This is a genomic window from Sulfuricaulis sp., assembly GCF_040901545.1.
Lineage (GTDB): Bacteria > Pseudomonadota > Gammaproteobacteria > Acidiferrobacterales > Sulfurifustaceae > Sulfuricaulis.
In genome coordinates, this window is the sequence record NZ_JBBDYL010000052.1 from 63,084 (window position 1) to 80,654 (window position 17,571).

General features: G+C 54.7%; 18 protein-coding genes. 3 read left to right on the plus strand and 15 right to left on the minus strand.

The features are described 5' to 3' along the window. Nucleotides 1-4: 4 nt before the first annotated feature. The 13 genes from WD823_RS10810 to WD823_RS10870 form a co-directional block, all read right to left on the minus strand. Nucleotides 5-1,018: a DNA polymerase III subunit delta' gene (locus tag WD823_RS10810; RefSeq protein ID WP_368429503.1), complete on the minus strand. Its 1,014-nt coding sequence runs from the start codon at nt 1,016-1,018 to the stop codon at nt 5-7. Continuing rightward, complete coding sequence (gene tmk, locus WD823_RS10815) at nt 1,000-1,650, minus strand: dTMP kinase (RefSeq protein WP_368429525.1); 651 nt, start codon at nt 1,648-1,650, stop codon at nt 1,000-1,002. The genes WD823_RS10810 and tmk overlap by 19 nt, the downstream gene beginning before the upstream one ends. Before the next feature lie 14 nt (nt 1,651-1,664). Next, complete coding sequence (gene mltG, locus WD823_RS10820) at nt 1,665-2,699, minus strand: endolytic transglycosylase MltG (protein WP_368429504.1); 1,035 nt, start codon at nt 2,697-2,699, stop codon at nt 1,665-1,667. Nucleotides 2,700-2,706: 7 nt separating this feature from the next. Next, entirely contained in the window at nt 2,707-3,528 is an 822-nt protein-coding gene (pabC, locus tag WD823_RS10825) for an aminodeoxychorismate lyase (RefSeq protein ID WP_368429505.1), read from the minus strand. Nucleotides 3,529-3,636: 108 nt separating this feature from the next. Next, nucleotides 3,637-5,055: an aminodeoxychorismate synthase component I gene (locus WD823_RS10830; RefSeq protein WP_368429506.1), complete on the minus strand. Its 1,419-nt coding sequence runs from the start codon at nt 5,053-5,055 to the stop codon at nt 3,637-3,639. Next, nucleotides 5,052-6,296, minus strand: coding sequence for a beta-ketoacyl-ACP synthase II (gene fabF / locus WD823_RS10835; RefSeq protein ID WP_368429507.1), 1,245 nt, complete (start codon nt 6,294-6,296; stop codon nt 5,052-5,054). The genes WD823_RS10830 and fabF overlap by 4 nt, the downstream gene beginning before the upstream one ends. Before the next feature lie 93 nt (nt 6,297-6,389). Further along, complete coding sequence (gene acpP / locus WD823_RS10840) at nt 6,390-6,626, minus strand: acyl carrier protein (RefSeq protein WP_368429508.1); 237 nt, start codon at nt 6,624-6,626, stop codon at nt 6,390-6,392. A 240-nt stretch (nt 6,627-6,866) separates the two neighbouring features. After that, nucleotides 6,867-7,610, minus strand: a complete 744-nt coding sequence (gene fabG / locus WD823_RS10845; protein ID WP_368429509.1) for a 3-oxoacyl-ACP reductase FabG — start codon at nt 7,608-7,610, stop codon at nt 6,867-6,869. Between the two features lie 18 nt (nt 7,611-7,628). Then, complete coding sequence (gene fabD / locus WD823_RS10850) at nt 7,629-8,570, minus strand: ACP S-malonyltransferase (RefSeq protein WP_368429510.1); 942 nt, start codon at nt 8,568-8,570, stop codon at nt 7,629-7,631. Between the two features lie 78 nt (nt 8,571-8,648). Beyond that, nucleotides 8,649-9,617: a beta-ketoacyl-ACP synthase III gene (locus tag WD823_RS10855; protein ID WP_368429511.1), complete on the minus strand. Its 969-nt coding sequence runs from the start codon at nt 9,615-9,617 to the stop codon at nt 8,649-8,651. Further along, on the minus strand, nt 9,614-10,633 hold the full coding sequence (plsX, locus tag WD823_RS10860) for a phosphate acyltransferase PlsX (RefSeq protein WP_368429512.1): 1,020 nt from the start codon (nt 10,631-10,633) through the stop codon (nt 9,614-9,616). The genes WD823_RS10855 and plsX overlap by 4 nt, the downstream gene beginning before the upstream one ends. A gap of 39 nt (nt 10,634-10,672) precedes the next feature. Further along, nucleotides 10,673-10,852, minus strand: a complete 180-nt coding sequence (gene rpmF, locus WD823_RS10865; RefSeq protein WP_368429513.1) for a 50S ribosomal protein L32 — start codon at nt 10,850-10,852, stop codon at nt 10,673-10,675. 37 nt (nt 10,853-10,889) lie between these two features. After that, entirely contained in the window at nt 10,890-11,444 is a 555-nt protein-coding gene (locus WD823_RS10870) for a DUF177 domain-containing protein (RefSeq protein ID WP_368429514.1), read from the minus strand. 257 nt (nt 11,445-11,701) lie between these two features. On the opposite strand from WD823_RS10870, the gene WD823_RS10875 reads away from it, so the two are divergent. From WD823_RS10875 to WD823_RS10885, 3 genes are all read left to right on the plus strand, one after another. Continuing rightward, nucleotides 11,702-13,120: an acetyl-CoA carboxylase biotin carboxylase subunit gene (locus WD823_RS10875; protein ID WP_368429515.1), complete on the plus strand. Its 1,419-nt coding sequence runs from the start codon at nt 11,702-11,704 to the stop codon at nt 13,118-13,120. A 14-nt stretch (nt 13,121-13,134) separates the two neighbouring features. Then, on the plus strand, nt 13,135-14,985 hold the full coding sequence (oadA, locus tag WD823_RS10880; RefSeq protein WP_368429516.1) for a sodium-extruding oxaloacetate decarboxylase subunit alpha: 1,851 nt from the start codon (nt 13,135-13,137) through the stop codon (nt 14,983-14,985). A 69-nt stretch (nt 14,986-15,054) separates the two neighbouring features. Next, nucleotides 15,055-15,630: a nucleoside triphosphate pyrophosphatase gene (locus WD823_RS10885; RefSeq protein WP_368429517.1), complete on the plus strand. Its 576-nt coding sequence runs from the start codon at nt 15,055-15,057 to the stop codon at nt 15,628-15,630. 77 nt (nt 15,631-15,707) lie between these two features. Here the strand turns inward: WD823_RS10885 and WD823_RS10890 are convergent, their stop codons facing one another. Together WD823_RS10890 and WD823_RS10895 are read right to left on the minus strand one after the other, a co-directional pair. After that, a complete protein-coding gene (locus WD823_RS10890) occupies nt 15,708-16,694 on the minus strand; it encodes a S49 family peptidase (RefSeq protein WP_368429518.1) in 987 nt (328 codons plus the stop codon). 99 nt (nt 16,695-16,793) lie between these two features. Then, nucleotides 16,794-17,195: a Rieske 2Fe-2S domain-containing protein gene (locus tag WD823_RS10895; protein WP_368429519.1), complete on the minus strand. Its 402-nt coding sequence runs from the start codon at nt 17,193-17,195 to the stop codon at nt 16,794-16,796. Between the last annotated feature and the right edge of the window lie 376 nt (nt 17,196-17,571).

A 17,571-nucleotide genomic window follows, 5' to 3' on the forward strand; every position in this document is an offset into this window, starting at 1 on the left:
CATATCATTGTAGTCGGCGCATGCGTGCCCAACTGATCAAAACATCCTCCAGGACCATCAATTCATCGAGCGGACCGCTGATGTGACGCTGATATTCATGTATAGTATCAATTAAATTATATAACACACTAATTTTATATTTATAATTCTGATGGGTGGTATTTGACGCCACCGTGGGGTTTGTCAGCGACGACGCCGGACCTCCCATCTCAACTTTAATTAAATCAGCCACAAATCCATATAACCAGTTCAGACAGGGTTTCATCCCCAGACGCTTCCAGCGTGCCGCACAGGTAACCGGATCCTCGTGCCCGAAATACAGTGATTCCAAGTCTTGGAGCAGAACGGCCCGGCTCTGGACGAACCCGTCTCGAACCAGCGACTCTGCCAAAAGTGGTGACCCGCCTGCCATTTCGAGGAGATTTTCGAGCGGGGCTTCCCCGGAATGACGCGTGCGCATCCAGTGTAATCCAACTTGACGATCGGGCGGAGTAAACCGCAAATGGCTACAGCGGCTGCGTATGGTAACCGGCAGGTGAGCAGGATGGCTTGTGACCAGCAGCAAAATGCTCCCCGGAGGGGGCTCTTCGAGCAACTTCAGCAGGCTGTTCGCGGCATTGAGGTTCATGGCCTCCGCCGGGGAAATAATGACGACCTTATGTTTGGCCGTATGGGGTTTCAATGACAGAAAGTCCCCGAGTTCACGGATTTGGTCGATGGTGATGCTTTTCGTCTCTTCCATCTGAGTGATAAAGATGAGGTCAGGATGGGTGTCGGCGGTAAACCATTGACACCCCCGGCATTCGCCACAGGCAGCGCCTCCCTGAGCATTGGTACATAAAAAGACTTGCGCCAGCCGGAAGGCAAAGGATTGTTTCCCCAAACCGGGTCGACCATGCAGCAGCAGCGCGTGCGGCAGACGATCAATCTGGGGTGCCAACATCAACCACAGGCGATCATGCCACGGATAGCGTTCGACACTCACGTGCCCGAATTCAGTTACTTCAGTATCGGCCATACAATCTCGTCAAGAATTGCACTGATCTGATGTTCTACGTTTACTCTTTTCTTTTTTGCGTCAATGATACGAACACGCTGCGGTTCTAGACTTGCAATCTCAAGATAATGTTTGCGAACATTATTAAAGAACTCTCTATTTTCTTGTTCAAAACGATCAGGAGCACTACGTCCATTAGCGCGTGCAAGGCCCAATTCAACTGGAAATAATTCAGTTGGAAAATCAAGCAATAGGGTTAAATCAGGTCGTAATCCACCTTGCGCAAAGTTTTCTAATGTTCGAATGCGTTCATCTGGTATTCCACGCCCTCCACCTTGATATGCGTATGTGGCGTCAGTAAAACGGTCGCATAGAACAACTTTACCTTCATTAAGGGCGGGTCTAATAACCTTGTCCAAATGCTCAGCACGTGCAGAAAACATAAGTAATAATTCTGTATCGGGAGCCATTGATTTAAACTGCGGATCAAGAACTAATGCACGTATTCTCTCACCTAACTCAGTACCTCCAGGCTCTCGAGTAACCACTGGCTCAACTGAGCGTTCTGTGAACCATTTCATTATAAATTTTAGGCTTGTACTTTTGCCCGCACCTTCCATACCTTCAAGCGTAATAAAAAATCCTTTTGCCATTGATTTGTCCACTATTATTTTTTTAATTGACTCTTGTTGACATCAGTGCTCTGAATGATTACCTGGCTAGATGTTGGCATCTTAGGTTTACCTTTCAGCTGATATTTGATCACAGCCTTATTGTGATCTTCCAGTGTCGAAGTGAATTCATGTGTCCCATCTCCTCGAGCGACAAAATACAATGCATTGGTTTGCTCTGGATGGAGCACGGCCAGAAGTGAATCTTTCCCGGGCATGGCCACGGGCGTTGGCGGAAGACCGCCGCGTGTGTAGGTATTATATGGCGTGTCGTGTTTCAGGTCTTTTAAGCGTATATTTCCATCAAACTGCAAGCCCATGCCGTAGATCACGCTTGGATCGGACTGAAGACGCATACCGCGACGTAACCGATTGATAAAAACCCCTGCAATTATCCTGCGCTCATTGGCGCGGCCGGTTTCTTTTTCAACGATGGATGCCAATATTAACGCGGAATATGGATCCTTGAGCGGAAGGCCCGCGTCACGTTGTTCCCATTCTTGCAGCAATAATTTCTGCATCTTTTCATAGGCAATCGTCAGGATCTTGAGGTCGCTTTGTCCTGCGGAATAATAGTAAGTGTCTGGAAAAAACCGGCCTTCGGGATGTTCACCCATCCGTCCCAATCGATCCATGATGATGTCCGGGGCTAAACCTCTCAGCGTGAGGGTTAATTTGGGAGCCTCCGCCAGTGTCTGCAAGAATTGCCCGAATGTGCGCCCTTCCAAAAGCACAACCGGATATTCTATTACTCGCCCGGCAACCATACGATCCAGCATTTCCTTGGCGCTGATACCGTTAGGGAAACGATATTCACCGGACTTCAGATCACGATCATGACCGGAGAGATAAGCCAATAAGATAAAAGAATAGCTCTCGGGCAATATTTTCCGCTGAGAAAGATGGTTCGCGATTGCCTTGAGCGGCATTTTTGGTTTTATCTCAATTAACGCTTCACCCGGCATGAGCGAATGATTCCAGGCCCAATAGAGATACACGCCCGATACCAGACACGTGGCGACAAAAGTCAACGCCAGTCTAGTCAACGCAACATGCATCGCGTATAACCTCTTGGATGCGCCTGGTGTGTTTCCCGACGGGATATTCCCTTGATGCCAGGCACCGAACCGGCCAGAGGCCAATCAGGCTGTTGGTTAGAAAAATCTCATCTGCCTCCTGAAGATCCGTTTTTGTCAGCTCGGCCACCGTTGAGGCCATTGGCAATCCGGAAACGCGGTCAAGCACAAGGCTGCGCATGACGCCTTCGACACCGCTGTGTGACAAATCCGGGGTAAATAATGCGCCTTCCCGGACGATAAATATATTCGTCATAGTGCCCTCGATTACATGCCCCTGTTCATCAAGCATAAGCCCCTCTGCACTGTCCGCGGTCAGTTCCCTGCGCGCCATGACTTGTTCAAGCCGGTTGAGATGCTTGATACCCGCAAGCACAGGATGACGCGTAATGGTGGTACGGCAGAACTGCGAAGTGATTCCATGCAAGCGATGTGATTTGGGATAATCCGGCCATGGCATCAAACTGACAATACGTGTCGCGTCTGTGTCATTGATCGGGGCGTATCCGCGCGCGGAAACCCCTCGCGTAAGAATAATCTTCAGTACGGAGCGGTCGGTACCGCGGCAAACGAATTCGGCTTCTTCATGTATCAGTTGCTCGTCAGGCGATTTAATACCGAGCCGCGCAGCACCGCGCTTCAGGCGCTGCATATGCAAGTCCCACAAGAGCGGCGCCGCGTTTTTTACCGCAATGGTCTCGAACAGCCCGTCTCCGTACTGAAATCCCCGGTCATGCACCGACACTGTCTCGCCTGGCTTCCCGTCAATCAGCGTGACTGACATGCCTACCGCCTCCGAATAACCGGAACAAAACCGGTATGATGGTTGTCGGTGTCCGGCGGTTAACGTCGGTCGTAGCTTTTCGCTTTGCGTTGCTTCCCGGCCCTCGGTTCATGCTGTTACGCCCAAAGCAGAAAGCAGACCTTTGGCTTTGGCGCGCGTCTCATCCAACTCACGTTCGGGTGAGGAATCGGCGACGATTCCGGCACCGGCGCGCAGCGTGACTTCCCGTCCATTCTGGATAATCGTGCGAATCAGAATATTCAGATCAAGACTGCCATTCCGGTTGATGTATCCGATCGAACCGGTATATGCCGCGCGCGGCGCATTCTCAAGTTCGGCGATAATCTGCATGCAGCGTACTTTCGGGCATCCGGTGATGGTTCCGCCGGGAAACAAGGCGCGGATGGCCTGGGCTGGCGTAATGTCTTGACGGAGCTTGCCCCTGACTTCTGAAACAATATGATGCACATGACGATAGGATTCGAGTTGCAGAAATTCCTTGACCTGGATCGAACCCACGCAACACACGCGGCCCAAATCATTGCGTTCAAGGTCAATCAGCATCACGTGTTCTGCGCGTTCCTTGGGATGGCGCAACAGGTCCTCTGATAAGATTTTGTCCTGCAAGGGATCCATGCTTCGGGGATACGTCCCGGCGATGGGCCGCGTGCTGACCTCCCCGCCGCGGATTTCCATAAGCCGCTCCGGCGAGGAACTGATAATAAAGCGATCATGCCCCAGAGACATCATGCCGGCAAACGGCGCCGGATTTGCCGCGCACAGGCGGCGATAGAGGTCGATGGATCGAGCCGGTTCGCCGAGCATGATACGCCACAGCCGAGAGAGGTTTACCTGAAATACGTCCCCGGCATTTATATATTCCTGCACGCGCTGGACAAGCTCGATAAAACGTCGTGGATCCTCCTCATGGCAGTCCGCTGCAACCATGGCAGGAGTGTCGGATGTCGTCCGACGGGTCGCATCCGCTTCGAGCAGCGGCAACAGCTCGCCCGCGCGATTACTCTCGCAAACCAGCAGCAATTGCTGCCGCGCGTGATCGTTGATGATCGCCGCCGGAAACCGGGTTGCGGATGCAACCGGCAGTCCCGTATCGGAATTTACGCTGGTAACCGAAGGCTCGATCTGGCCGACGAGTTCATATCCGAGAAAGACAAACCACCCGCCGGAAAACGGGGGCGCGTCAATGTCAGCGGTGTCTGCAATTTCAACAGCCAGTGAAAGTGATTGCCATTCCCGGTCAAACGCCTGTAAAAAATCACCTTGGCCTAATAGTCGGCCATTGCGGTATAGCCGGTGATCTATTTCCAGAGAAAGCGAATCTCCCGGAAATGCAAACAGAATGTCATAGCGAGCCCGCGGCGTTCCATGCGACACGCTCGACAACAAATGCGGATATCGCCGGGGATTTTGTGCGTGAATTCCGGTTAAATCGTGAACGGTAGCCAGGCGGCGACAGACATACCCCGGCTTGGAGCTATCTAACCGATGTGCAAGCTGGGCATTCACGCCAATTTGCGAAACACCAGTGTTCCATTGGTGCCGCCAAATCCAAAAGAATTTGAAATGGCGACGTCAATTTTCATCTCCCGCGCCACATTCGGTACGTAATCAAGGTCACATTCCGGATCAGGGGTTGTGAGATTGATCGTCGGTGGCGCAATCTGATGATGCAATGCAAGCGCAGTGTAGATTGCCTCAATACCTCCTGCCGCACCGAGCAAATGGCCCGTCATGGACTTGGTCGAACTGATGACAAGTTTTCGCGCATGAGCCCCGAACGCGGCCTTCGCGGCCAGTGTCTCGGCCCGATCGCCCAATGGCGTGGATGTCCCATGGGCATTAATGTACTGCACCTGATCCGGATTTACTCCGGCATTTTGCAAGGCATTATGCATGCAACGCGCCGCACCCTCCCCGCCTTCCGGCGGACTTGTCATGTGATAGGCATCACCGCTCATGCCGAAGCCAACGAGTTCGCAATAAATTTTGGCGCCCCGCTTGCGGGCATGTTCAAATTCCTCGAGCACGACAATCCCGGCGCCTTCACTCAGCACAAAACCGTCTCGATCCATGTCCCACGGACGGCTCGCGGTTTCAGGACTGTCGTTACGCATCGACAACGCCTTGGCGTTGCCAAATCCGGCGAGGCTGGTTGGAGTGATGGCGGCTTCGGCGCCGCCCGCAATCATGACATCGGCGTCGCCATACTCGATCAGCCGGCCGGCGTCGCCAATACCGTGAGTCGCCGTGCTGCAGGCGGTCACCATCGCAAGATTGGGCCCCTTCAATCCATACATCACCGACAAATCGCCTGAGATCATGTTGATGATGCTCATGGGAACATAAAACGGCGATACCCGTCGTGGACCTTTTTCAGTTATGGTACGGGTGGTTTCTTCGATCGTGCCGACTCCGCCAATGCCGGCACCGATATGCACGCCGATACGCTCGGCATTTTCCTCGGTCACCTGGATCCCGGAATCCTTGATGGCTTCGATACCGGCGGCCATTCCAAGTTGAATAAAGCGGTCCATGCGCCGCGCCTCCTTTTGAGAGATGCCATGCGCGGTGGGGTCGAAGTTCTTTACTTCTCCGGCGATTGTGGAGGGGAAACCGGTGGTATCGAAGAAGGTGACGCGGGTTATTCCGCTCTTGCCAGCTAGAATGCTGTGCCAGTTTTCAGCAACATCGTGGCCAAGAGGAGAAATAATTCCCATGCCGGTGATGACAACGCGTCGTTTGCTCAACGCCGAATCCCTCACTGAAGCGGGCATCCTGCCGCGCTTAAAACCGAGAGGCCGTCATCCATAGGGATGACGGCCTCTCACTTAATTAAGTAATCAGTTCAAACGGGTATTGATATAGTCTATGGCCTGCTGGACAGTGGTTATTTTCTCCGCCTGCTCGTCGGGAATCTCACAGTCAAATTCCTCCTCCAGCGCCATCACCAATTCAACGGTATCCAGGGAATCCGCGCCCAGATCATCCACAAAGGAAGCTTCGGGCTTTACTTCGCCTTCGTTAACGCCCAACTGCTCCACAACGATTTTCTTGACGCGCTCTTCTACGCTGCTCATGGGTGATTATCCCTCCAAAGATTGAGTTACTGCCCGCGTGCGGGCGCATAGTTAACACCATTTGTCCGAAATCGTCCAGCCAACTGACAAACTGGTACTTTTCAGCATGATACCGGACTTAGTGCCCAGTGCCCGAGGCGAACGCTCCTTCGGCAATGGGCACAGTAGCCGCAATGAGCCATGTTACCATGGGCACTACTGCCGCCGTCTCCGAAAGCGCTGCGCCACGGGATCCAGCGGCTAGTTCATGTACATCCCACCATTGATATGCAAGGTCATGCCGGTAATGTAGCCGGCCTGGGGAGAAGCGAGAAACGCCACGGCATGGGCGACCTCCTCAACCTGTCCTAACCGGCCTAGCGGTATTTGATTGAGCAAGGCCGCTTTCTGGGTTTCAGTCAATTCACGCGTCATGTCCGTGTCGATGAAACCCGGCGCCACCGCATTGACAGTAATATTGCGCGATCCCACCTCGCGGGCGAGTGACATGGTAAATCCGATCAAACCGGCTTTGGATGCCGCATAGTTGGCCTGCCCGGCATTGCCCGTCGCACCCACCACCGAGCTGATATTGATGATCCGGCCCCATCGGGCCTTGGTCATGGCGCGCAAACAAGCCTTGGTCATCCGGTATGCAGACTTAAGATTGGTATTCAAAATATCATCCCACTCGTCCTCGGTCATCCGAAGCAGCAGATTGTCGCGGGTGATACCCGCATTATTCACGAGAATAGTCGGCGCGCCAATGGATTTTTCCATGGACGATAGTGCTGCCGTGACGGACTCCGCGCTGTTTACGTCGAGAATTTCTCCCTGCCCCGAAATATTATTTTCTTTCAGCGTAGCGGTAATCTTGGCTGCGCCGGACTGCGAAGTGGATGTCCCGACAACCTGCGCTCCCTGACGTCCCAGTTCAACGGCAATAGCCTGTCCAATGCCACGGCTGGCTCCCGTCACGAGTGCGATCTGGCCCTTTAAAAACATATCGTCTTCCATAGTCGCTTAAGAGATTTTCGTCAAAATTGACAACGCCTCCTGATGCGATGTCGGGTCGAATACCGGCAGGGTTTCTGTCGAGCGTGCAATCCGTTTGTTCAGTCCGGTAAGCACTTTTCCCGGACCGCATTCTACCAGCCGGTTTACGCCGTCGGCCTGCATTTTCTGAATAATTTCGACCCAGCGCACCGGAGATTTTATCTGGCGAACCAGTTCATTCCGAATCGCAGCCGGATCGGATTCTGACTTTACATGGGAATTATGGATGACCGGTGGCACAGGACGGCGAATTTCTACGTGTTTCAGACGCTGCGCCATGCGTTCCGCCGCCGGAATCATCAGCCGGCTGTGGGCCGGAACGCTCATCGGCAACACCACGGCGCGCTTGGCGCCCGCGGCCTTGGACTGTTCCACGGCGCGAGCCACGGCTCCCGCGGCGCCGGCAATAACAATCTGGTTCGGTGAATTGAAATTGACCGCATCGAGCACTTCGCCTTGCGCAGCCTGGTCGCACAGTTTTTGCACCGCCTCATTATCCAGTCCCAGAATCGCCGCGATACTGCCTTGCCCGATGGGCACCGCGTCCTGCATGAAGCGGCCACGGTCGGCAACCAGCTTGACGGCTTCTGGAAAATCGAGCGCTTCAGAACAAACCAGCGCGGTATATTCACCCAGACTGTGGCCGGCCATGACTTGCGGTTTCGGTCCTTTGAGTCCGGACCAGACGCGCCAATTTGCCACGCCCGCCGCCAACATGGCGGGTTGGGTTACTTCAGTTTGATTCAATCGTTCATCAGGCCCCTGCTCCACTATCAGCCACAGGTTGTAACCAAGCGCATGCGAAGCCTCGTCAAAGGTCTGCCTGACGACAGGAAACTTCGCAGCCAGATCGCGCATCATGCCGACGGACTGCGAACCTTGTCCGGGAAATACAAATGCGAGTGTCATGAGAATTTTCTTCGGTGATTAAAATCGTTGGCCGGAGAATTGGAAAGAATACTCCTGAATTCTGCTGCTGCTGTCAGATCAGTATTTCAGCAACACAGATCCCCAGGTAAAACCGCCTCCGAAAGCCTCCATCAGCACGGTATCACCGGTCTTGATACGTCCATCACGCACGGCCTCATCGAAAGCGAGCGGGATCGACGCGGCCGAGGTGTTGCCATGCCGGTCAACGGTCATGACCACATGATCCATGGACATTCCGAGTTTCTTAGCCGTAGCCGCAATGATCCGATGATTGGCCTGATGCGGTACCAGCCACTGGATATCCGTCTTTTTCATGTGGTTCACTGCGAGCGTTTCGTCAACGATGCGTCCGAGCGTTTTCACGGCCACCTTGAAAACCTCATTCCCTTCCATTTGCATGTAGGCCTTGCCGTTGATCACCTTGTCATATCCCGATGAAATACCCGAAGGGACGCTGAGGAGGTCTTTGTACTTTCCATCGGCGTGCAGGTGGCTTGATATGATCCCGGGTTTCTCGGATGCCGCGAGCAAGACGGCGCCGGCGCCATCACCGAACAGCACACAGGTGACCCGATCGGTCCAGTCAATGATGCGTGACAAGGTTTCGGTACCCACCACGAGTGCGCATCGGGTCGACCCGGAGCGGATGAATTTCTCCGCGATGCCCAGCGCATACACGAATCCCGTGCAAACGGCCTGCACATCAAACGCCGGGCAGCCATGAATACCGAGACGGTCCTGCACCAGGCAGGCGGTACTGGGAAACACCTGATCGGCAGTCGTTGTCGCCACGATGATAAGATCGATGTCCTTCGCGCTTATCCCGGCCGCCTCGATGGCACGGCGCGATGCCTGCTCGCCCATGAACGCGCTGGTTTCCCCTGCTGATGCAATATGGCGCTCACGAATGCCGGTACGTTCGAAAATCCATTGATCCGTTGTATCGACAATCTTTTCCAAATCGTGGTTCGTGAGTATCTTCGTGGGAAGATAGCTGCCCGTGCCGATGATCCGCGCGCAACTCACGCTGTTTCCCCCGCACCCTGCATGGAAACCAGTTCACGGCCGATGCGTTCGGGAACGTTGTTTTCTACCTCGGTCAATGCTTCGAGGATAGCATATCGGAACGCCAAGGCATCCGCGGCTCCATGACTTTTGATCACGGTCCCGTTCAAACCGATCAGGGTGGCACCGTTGTAACGGCGCGGATCCACGCGCTTCTTGAAAGCATGCATCACCGGTAAAGCTATCAGCGCGGACAGGCGGGTGAGAAGATTGCGTCTGAATTCCTGCTTTATGTAATGCGTGATCATTCGTGCCAGTCCCTCGCTCGCCTTGAGCATCACATTTCCGATAAATCCGTCACATACGATGACTTCCATGTCACCAGTATATATCTCATCACCTTCAATAAAGCCGCAATAATTAATTGAGCTTGCGCGAAGCAGTTCATTGGCCTTTTTTACCGCCTCGTTACCCTTGATATCCTCCGCACCGATATTAAGTAGTGCTACTCGCGGACGGGGTTTATTTTCCACGGCACTGACCAGGATTGAACCCATGATTGCAAACTGCAGCAACTGTTCCGGCCGGCAATCGACGTTGGCGCCGAGATCGAGTACGTGAACATGACCATGAATGGTCGGAAGCGTCGTTATTATGGCGGGACGATCAATGCCCGGCAGGGTTTTCAGCACGAAGCGCGCGGTAGCCATGAGCGCCCCCGTGTTGCCGGCGGATACAACCGCTTGGGCGACGCCTTCTTTCACCAGGTTAATGGCCACGCGCATGGATGAATCTTTCTTGTTGCGCAGTACCTGTGCCGGAGGTTCATCCATGCTCACGGATTCGCTGGCGTGATGTATCGAGAGACGCTCGCCGATATCCGAGCGATGCGACTTCAATTCTTGCTCGATGAGTTCGCGTTGCCCTACGAGAATCAGTTTCAATATTGGCTGGAGTTCCAATGCCTGGAGCGCTGCGGGAACAGTAATACTGACCCCGTGATCGCCCCCCATGGCATCAAGGGCAATTGTAATCAAGGCCGCAGATCCCTTGGGCGGATTCGGTCCAAGCTGGAACTATTCCGGTTTGTTTTCCAGCGCCTTGCGTCCGCGATAATAACCGTCGGCGGTGACATGGTGCCGGCGATGTGTTTCGCCACTGGTTTTGTCAACCGAGAGCGTCGATTTTTTCAAGGCATCGTGTGACCGTCGCATTCCGCGGCGGGATGGTGATACTCGGCTTTTCTGTACGGCCATGGTTATTCCTCTTTATAGTCTAAGAAATTATTGGACGCTATCTCGATTTCCTTAATTTGCTCAAGATAGAAAACGGGCTTTGGCTTTGCTTCCTCATTTTGCTCGAATGCATTTTATTAACCTCTGCTGCCGCGATATAACGTCCGGCTGGACACCGACTTGCCTCGTGCATCGGCACCATGGGCAGCGCCAATAACAACTCATCTTCAGCCAGCGAAATCAGAGACAACGGTTTGTCTACGATCAGGGTATCCGGCTCTGCTTCAATGCTGTCCCGTCTCGCTCCCGGCCTTAATAGGATAAACCAAGGCATAGCCTCAAGCTCAAGCGCCATTCCTTCCAGGCATCGCTGGCACGTGACTCGAAGATTGGCACGCAGACTCCCATGCATGATGAGCACATCTTCGCCTTCGCCGCGCTCGAAAATCAGATCAACGAGGACATCTCCCGATCCGTCAAGACAGGTGGATGCCAGTCGTGACATGCTTTTCACGGGGAGCGTACCGGTCAGGCGCGCACCTCTTTCAGCCAGCTGAATCGGATCGATGGTCACGGGCAGATGGCCGTGCAGCGCTTTCCAGGATGGCGACATGGATACCCTCACTACGCCCAGTCCTCGCGGCGACACCCGCCTGCGGAAGGGAGGCAACGCGTCTCGTTAAATCTATAAACAGACGCCTGGCGTGCGATTACAGGCCGCGCATCATATAATTGCACGAATCTTGTGTCAAAATAGCACATTACGAAACAGAACCCACGGGTGTGTGTTGACTCGTCCAGGACGTTCCGTACCAGCGAAGGAGCGGCGCCCGGCCGGTGTAATCGCACCCGTTCAGCGGAGTCCTCAGCTTGATAAAAAAGATTCTGGTTGCCAACCGCGGTGAAATAGCGGTGCGTATCGTACGCGCCTGCGCCGAAATGGGCATCGTGTCGGTGGCCATTTACACCGATGCCGACCGCCATGCGCTGCATGTCAAAAAAGCGGACGAAGCCTACAATGTGGGTCCGGACCCCGTCGGCGGTTACCTGAACGCCCACCGCATTGTGAATCTGGCCGTGGCCACCGGCTGCGACGCCCTGCATCCGTGTTATGGTTTCCTCTCGGAAAACTCCCAGCTTGCCGACATCTGCGCAAGACGCGGCATTACCTATATCGGTCCCTCAATGGATGCCATCCGGCGCATGGGCGATAAAATCGCGGCGCGGGAATCCATGATGGCCGCCGGTGTTCCGGTGATACCCGGCAGCGAAAAAAACCTGAAGAACGTGTCCGAAGCGGTCGCGCTGGCCGGCAAAATCGGATACCCGGTGATGCTCAAAGCCACTTCCGGTGGCGGCGGACGCGGTATTCGCCGTTGCCTCGACGAAGATGATCTCAAACGCGCCTATGAACGAGTCGTATCGGAAGCCACCAAGGCTTTTGGCAGCGCGGACGTATACCTGGAAAAGGCGATCGTCCATCCACGACATATTGAAGTACAGGTACTTGGCGATAAGCTCGGCAACATCATACATCTCTATGAACGCGACTGCTCGATCCAGCGCCGTCACCAGAAACTGATTGAAATTGCGCCCTCCCCTCAGCTAACGGATGCGCAGCGTGCCACGGTGTGCGAACTGGGCGTGCGGGCCGCCCGGTGTGTCGCTTACGAGAACGCCGGCACAGTCGAATTTCTGCTCGATCAAGATGGACAGTTTTATTTCATGGAAATGAACACCCGTCTGCAGGTCGAACATACTGTGACGGAACAGATCACCGGCGTGGATATCGTACAGGAGCAAATTCGCATCGCCGAGGGACAACCATTATCTTACAAACAGGATGACATCCGTTTTCGCGGTTATGCGATTCAGTTCCGCATTAATGCGGAAGATCCGAAGAACGGCTTTCTGCCAAGTCACGGGCGCATCACGCGCTATTATGCGCCCGGAGGTCCCGGCGTTCGCACCGACGCCGCCATCTACACGGGATACGAATTCCCCCCGCACTACGATTCGATGTGCGCCAAGCTCACAGTATGGGCGCTGACCTGGGACAAAGTGTTGGCCCGCGCCAAACGGGCACTCCAGGACATGGGACTTTACGGTGTCAAAACGACCAAACCGTTCTATTTTGAAATCTTGCGCACAAATGAGTTTCAATCGGGAAAATTCGACACCGGCTTTATCGAGCAGCATGAGGAACTGTTGAATTACTCCGTTCGACGTTCTCCGGCAGATCTGACCGCAGCAATCGCCGCCGCCGTCGTGGCGTATCACGGACTTTAGGAAATTTAACGGTAATGGTATCTACAAACAGAAAAATTCTAATAACGGAGGTCGTGTTACGCGACGCCCATCAATCTTTGCTGGCCACGCGCATGCGGACCGAAGACATGCTGCCGATCTGCGACAAACTGGACAGCGTCGGATTCTGGTCGCTTGAAACCTGGGGCGGCGCCACGTTTGATGCGTGTTTGCGATATCTCAAGGAAGATCCATGGGAGCGGCTGCACAAACTGAAAAAAGCGCTGCCCAGGACCCCGTTGCAAATGTTGTTGCGCGGTCAGAATCTGCTCGGTTACCGTCATTATTCCGATGATGTCGTGCAGGCCTTCGTCGCCAAATCGGCTGAAGCGGGAGTTGACGTATTTCGTATTTTCGACGCCCTGAACGATCTGCGTAATCTTGAATCGTCGGTCGAAGCCGTGCTCAAGGCCGGGAAACACGCGCAAGGCGCAATCTGCTATACCACGAGTCCGGTGCACACCAACGATTATTTTATCGAACAAGCCAAGGAACTCGAAAAAATGGGTTGTCAAACCATTGCCATCAAGGACATGGCGGGTCTGCTCACGCCTCCGCGCACGGTGAAACTTTTCTCGGCGCTTTCCAAGGCGACGAAACTGCCGCTTGCATTCCATTCGCACACCACGTCGGGCGTATCGAACATCTGCATGTACTTGGCGGTGGAAAACGGAGCGCGCCATGTGGACACGGCGATTTCACCGCTTTCCTGGGGAACCAGTCATCCGCCGACAGAGAGCATGGTGGCTGCATTTCACGAAACACCGTATGACTCCGGGTTGGATCTCAGACTGCTTCAGGAGATTGGTTTTTATTTCCGCGAGGTGCGGAAAAAATACCATCAATTCGAAAGTGAATACGCCGAAATTGACACGCGGGTGATCGTCAATCAGGTGCCGGGCGGGATGATTTCAAATATGTCTAACCAGCTGAAAGAGCAAGGCGCGTTGAACCGCATGAATGAAGTGCTCGAGGAAATTCCGCGTGTTCGCGAGGATCTGGGATTCCCGCCCCTGGTGACACCGACCTCGCAGATTGTTGGTACTCAAGCGGTGCTGAACGTGCTGACCGGCAAGCGATATAAAAGCATCACCAACGAAGTGAAACTGTACCTGCAAGGTCGTTATGGCAAATCACCCGGCCAGATCAACGATGCGGTGCGTAACATGGCCATCGGCGCTGAAGAGGTCATTTCCTGCCGCCCGGCGGACAAGCTCAAGCCTGAAATGCACCGGCTGCGCGAAGAAATCGGCGCGCTGGCGAAATCGGAGGAGGACGTGCTGACCTATTCCATGTTTCCGGAAATCGGACGCCGATTTCTCGAGGAACGCGCGGCCGGCGCGCTCAAACCCGAAGAACTGAAGCCCATGGTATCCGCGGAGTCCTCCGGTATGCCCGCTTACGCGCCGACGGACTTTAAAGCCACCATGCATGGAGAAACCTATCATATTCGCGTAACCGGCGTAGGCCACAAGGGCGATGAGCAGCGGCCGTTTTTCGTAACGGTGGACGGTGTGCCGGAACAGATCCTGATCGAGACTTTGACGGAGATTGTTCCCACCGATGCCGGGATGGTGGATACCCGTCGGGCCTCCAAGGGTTCAAAAAGACCGAAGGCAACGAAGGCAGGCCATGTCACCAGCTCCATGCCCGGAACCGTGGTCGATATCCTGATCAAGGCCGGTAAAACGATAAAGGCCGGAGACCCGGTGCTGGTCATCGAGGCAATGAAAATGGAAAACGAAGTTCCGGCTCCGGTGTCTGGAACGGTTAAATCCGTGAATGTCGCCAAAGGGGACTCCGTCAATCCCGATGAAGCCCTGGTCGAAATTGAACCGGATAACTAAACGTCGATTTGCAGGAAACATGACCCGACCATTTCCACCTTTTTCAAGGCTGGCGCGTCGGCAGCTCCTATGAAACTGATTCTTGCCTCTTCTTCGCCATACCGCCGAGAATTGCTCGAACGCCTGAAAATTCCATTCGAAGCGATCGCGCCTCATGTGGATGAAACACCGAGACCTGGTGAAGCGCCCACCCAAATGGTCGAACGCCTGGCTGTCGAAAAAGCGCGCGTAATTGCCGCACGGATACCCGGGTCACTCGTTATCGGTTCGGATCAAGTGGCGGTATATAACAACTCCATGGTCGGCAAGCCACGCGATCACGATGAAGCCATGCGGCAATTGCGCGTTGCATCCGGAAAAACCGTCACACTTTACTGTGGTCTCGCGCTCGTCAATGCCGCTACCGCTCGTGTACAGAGCGAAATTATTCCCTATCGCGTGACATTCCGTGAACTTACCGAGGCACAAATTGAATCCTATTTGCACAAGGAACGGCCTTACTCCTGCACCGGCAGCGTCAAATCAGAAGGCTTGGGAATTGCGCTACTGGAGAAATTCGATGGCGACGATCCGAACGCACTGATCGGATTACCGCTCATCCGCCTGATTCGTATGCTGGAAAACGAAGGGGTCGATGTTATCTGAGCGGGCGCAAAATACTTCGAGCACGGATGTTAACGCCTTGCTTTAATTCGGCTGCAGCCTGAACCCGGCTGATTTGGTTATCTCAAAGTTGGCGCGCGTCCCAGGAGATCGGAGGCGAATGTCTGCGCCATGGCCGTACCGAGCCGCCGGCTGAACCGGTCGAATACATTTTCACGGAAAGTGAAGTCTACTACCTCTTCGGCGCCGATCACTTCACGCGCCACGTAGCTGGTACTTCCGAGATCATCCACGAGCCCCATCTTGACGGCTTCCTCGCCGGTCCAGAAAAGTCCCGAGAACATGTCCTTGGTTTCCTTCAGCGTTTCGCCACGCCCCTCGCGCACAATGTTGATAAATTGCCGGTGTATTCGGTTAAGCAGCGACTGCGCATGCTTCGCTTCATCGGGTTTGATGGGGCCGAATGGATCGAGAAAGCCCTTATGTTCGCCCGCCGTCAGCAACCGGCGTTCGACACCGAGTTTTTTCATCGAATCGACGAATCCAAAGCCATTCATGAGAACGCCGATGGAACCGACAATGCTCGCTTTATCCGCGTAAATTTTGTCAGCGGAGGCAATGGCGTAGTAACAGCCCGAAGCACAGACATCGCCAATAATGGCATAGAGCGGAATCTTGGGGTGCTTTTTACGCAGCCGTTTTATTTCGTCGTTGATGTAGCTCGCCTGCACCGGACTGCCGCCGGGGCTGTTGGCGCGCAGGACCACACCCACGGTCGATTTGCTCTCAAAGGCGGCGCGCAGGCCCGAGAGGATATTATCGGCGCTGGCGACACCGCTGCTGCTGATCTCGCCCTCAAGGTCTACCAGCGCGGTGTAGCGAGAGGCCAGTGATTTGCCGCTCCAGAAATCCGTCGTAAAAATTACCAATAACACAAGCAGATAGGCGGCAAAGAAAAGCTTGAAAAAGATTCTCCAGCGCCGGGCACGCCGCTGTTCCGTCAATGAGACAAACGCCAGCCGTTCGAGCAGATCACGTTCCCAATGAGCGTGCCGGTTGTCCGGCCCCGCGGTAGGCGAAGGTGGGATATTGCTGTCTTCCGTCATCGTTCAACCTCGCGTCACTCTTCTCGTTTCCATTAAGTGTATATCATCCGCCGGTTCGAGGCAGATATCACCCACCCGCTCGCTCGGTCACGGCGAGTTTTACCAGACCGACCTGGCCACAAGGCCCGCTACACACGCGCCGCGCGCCGGCACGTAACGTGCCCCGTGCGTGGCACATAACAGATGGTTTCCCCAAGCATCGAAAAACTCGCCTGCATTCCAGTCAAGCTTCAGGCGGCGATGGGCCCAGCGATTCACATAGGCATGAACCGCCCCGTGAAATCGAACGACGAAAGCAGGCGTGAGTTCGCCGTTCCTTGCCACGGTGAAATCTATCCCGAGCCTGCAGCCGCCGGCACTCGAGAGTGAAGCCCACACGGGGACGGCGACACGAGCGCTCAGCCTTCGCGCCCTGGAACCGGCGACTCTGCGCCCGCCTCCGAAAGGGCCGCCACCGCCCGAGGCGAACGCGCTTTCGGAGGTGGTGGCCAAGCGGCTCATAGTTAGACGCTTCCATATGTGGCGGCCTTGCGTCTCCGTCCGAAGGGGCTGCCAGCTCCCGAGACGAAGGATTTCGGAGATGGCAGCCGGCGACTCAAGGAATAAGGCTCTGGAACGGCAGCCCGCTTCCTCCGTCCGAAAAAGCTTCGCCACGGGACGGAGTCGCGCTGCCACCTATCGAGGCGATAGCGCTTTCGGAGGTGGCAGCCAGTGCGACTCAAAGAACGCCGTCTCCTGTGGCAGCCCGGCGTACTCCCTTCGAAGGGCCGCCACCTCCCGAGGCGAACGCGCTTTCGGAGGTGGTGGCCAAGCGGCTCATAGTAGACGCTTCCATATGTGGCGGCCTTGCGTCTCCGTCCGAAGGGGCTGCCAGCTC

What these genes read in the sequence shown, in the direction of transcription:
- WD823_RS10890 (WP_368429518.1), bottom strand. Translation starts at nt 16,694, where the DNA reads ATGACGGAAGACAGCAATATCCCACCTTCGCCTACCGCGGGGCCGGAC.
- acpP (WP_368429508.1), bottom strand. Translation starts at nt 6,626, where the DNA reads ATGAGCAGCGTAGAAGAGCGCGTCAAGAAAATCGTTGTGGAGCAGTTG.
- fabG (WP_368429509.1), bottom strand. Translation starts at nt 7,610, where the DNA reads ATGTTTTTAAAGGGCCAGATCGCACTCGTGACGGGAGCCAGCCGTGGC.
- fabD (WP_368429510.1), bottom strand. Translation starts at nt 8,570, where the DNA reads ATGACACTCGCATTTGTATTTCCCGGACAAGGTTCGCAGTCCGTCGGC.
- oadA (WP_368429516.1), top strand. Translation starts at nt 13,135, where the DNA reads ATGGTATCTACAAACAGAAAAATTCTAATAACGGAGGTCGTGTTACGC.
- WD823_RS10895 (WP_368429519.1), bottom strand. Translation starts at nt 17,195, where the DNA reads ATGAGCCGCTTGGCCACCACCTCCGAAAGCGCGTTCGCCTCGGGCGGT.
- WD823_RS10885 (WP_368429517.1), top strand. Translation starts at nt 15,055, where the DNA reads ATGAAACTGATTCTTGCCTCTTCTTCGCCATACCGCCGAGAATTGCTC.
- WD823_RS10810 (WP_368429503.1), bottom strand. Translation starts at nt 1,018, where the DNA reads ATGGCCGATACTGAAGTAACTGAATTCGGGCACGTGAGTGTCGAACGC.
- rpmF (WP_368429513.1), bottom strand. Translation starts at nt 10,852, where the DNA reads ATGGCCGTACAGAAAAGCCGAGTATCACCATCCCGCCGCGGAATGCGA.
- tmk (WP_368429525.1), bottom strand. Translation starts at nt 1,650, where the DNA reads ATGGCAAAAGGATTTTTTATTACGCTTGAAGGTATGGAAGGTGCGGGC.
- WD823_RS10870 (WP_368429514.1), bottom strand. Translation starts at nt 11,444, where the DNA reads ATGTCGCCATCCTGGAAAGCGCTGCACGGCCATCTGCCCGTGACCATC.
- pabC (WP_368429505.1), bottom strand. Translation starts at nt 3,528, where the DNA reads ATGTCAGTCACGCTGATTGACGGGAAGCCAGGCGAGACAGTGTCGGTG.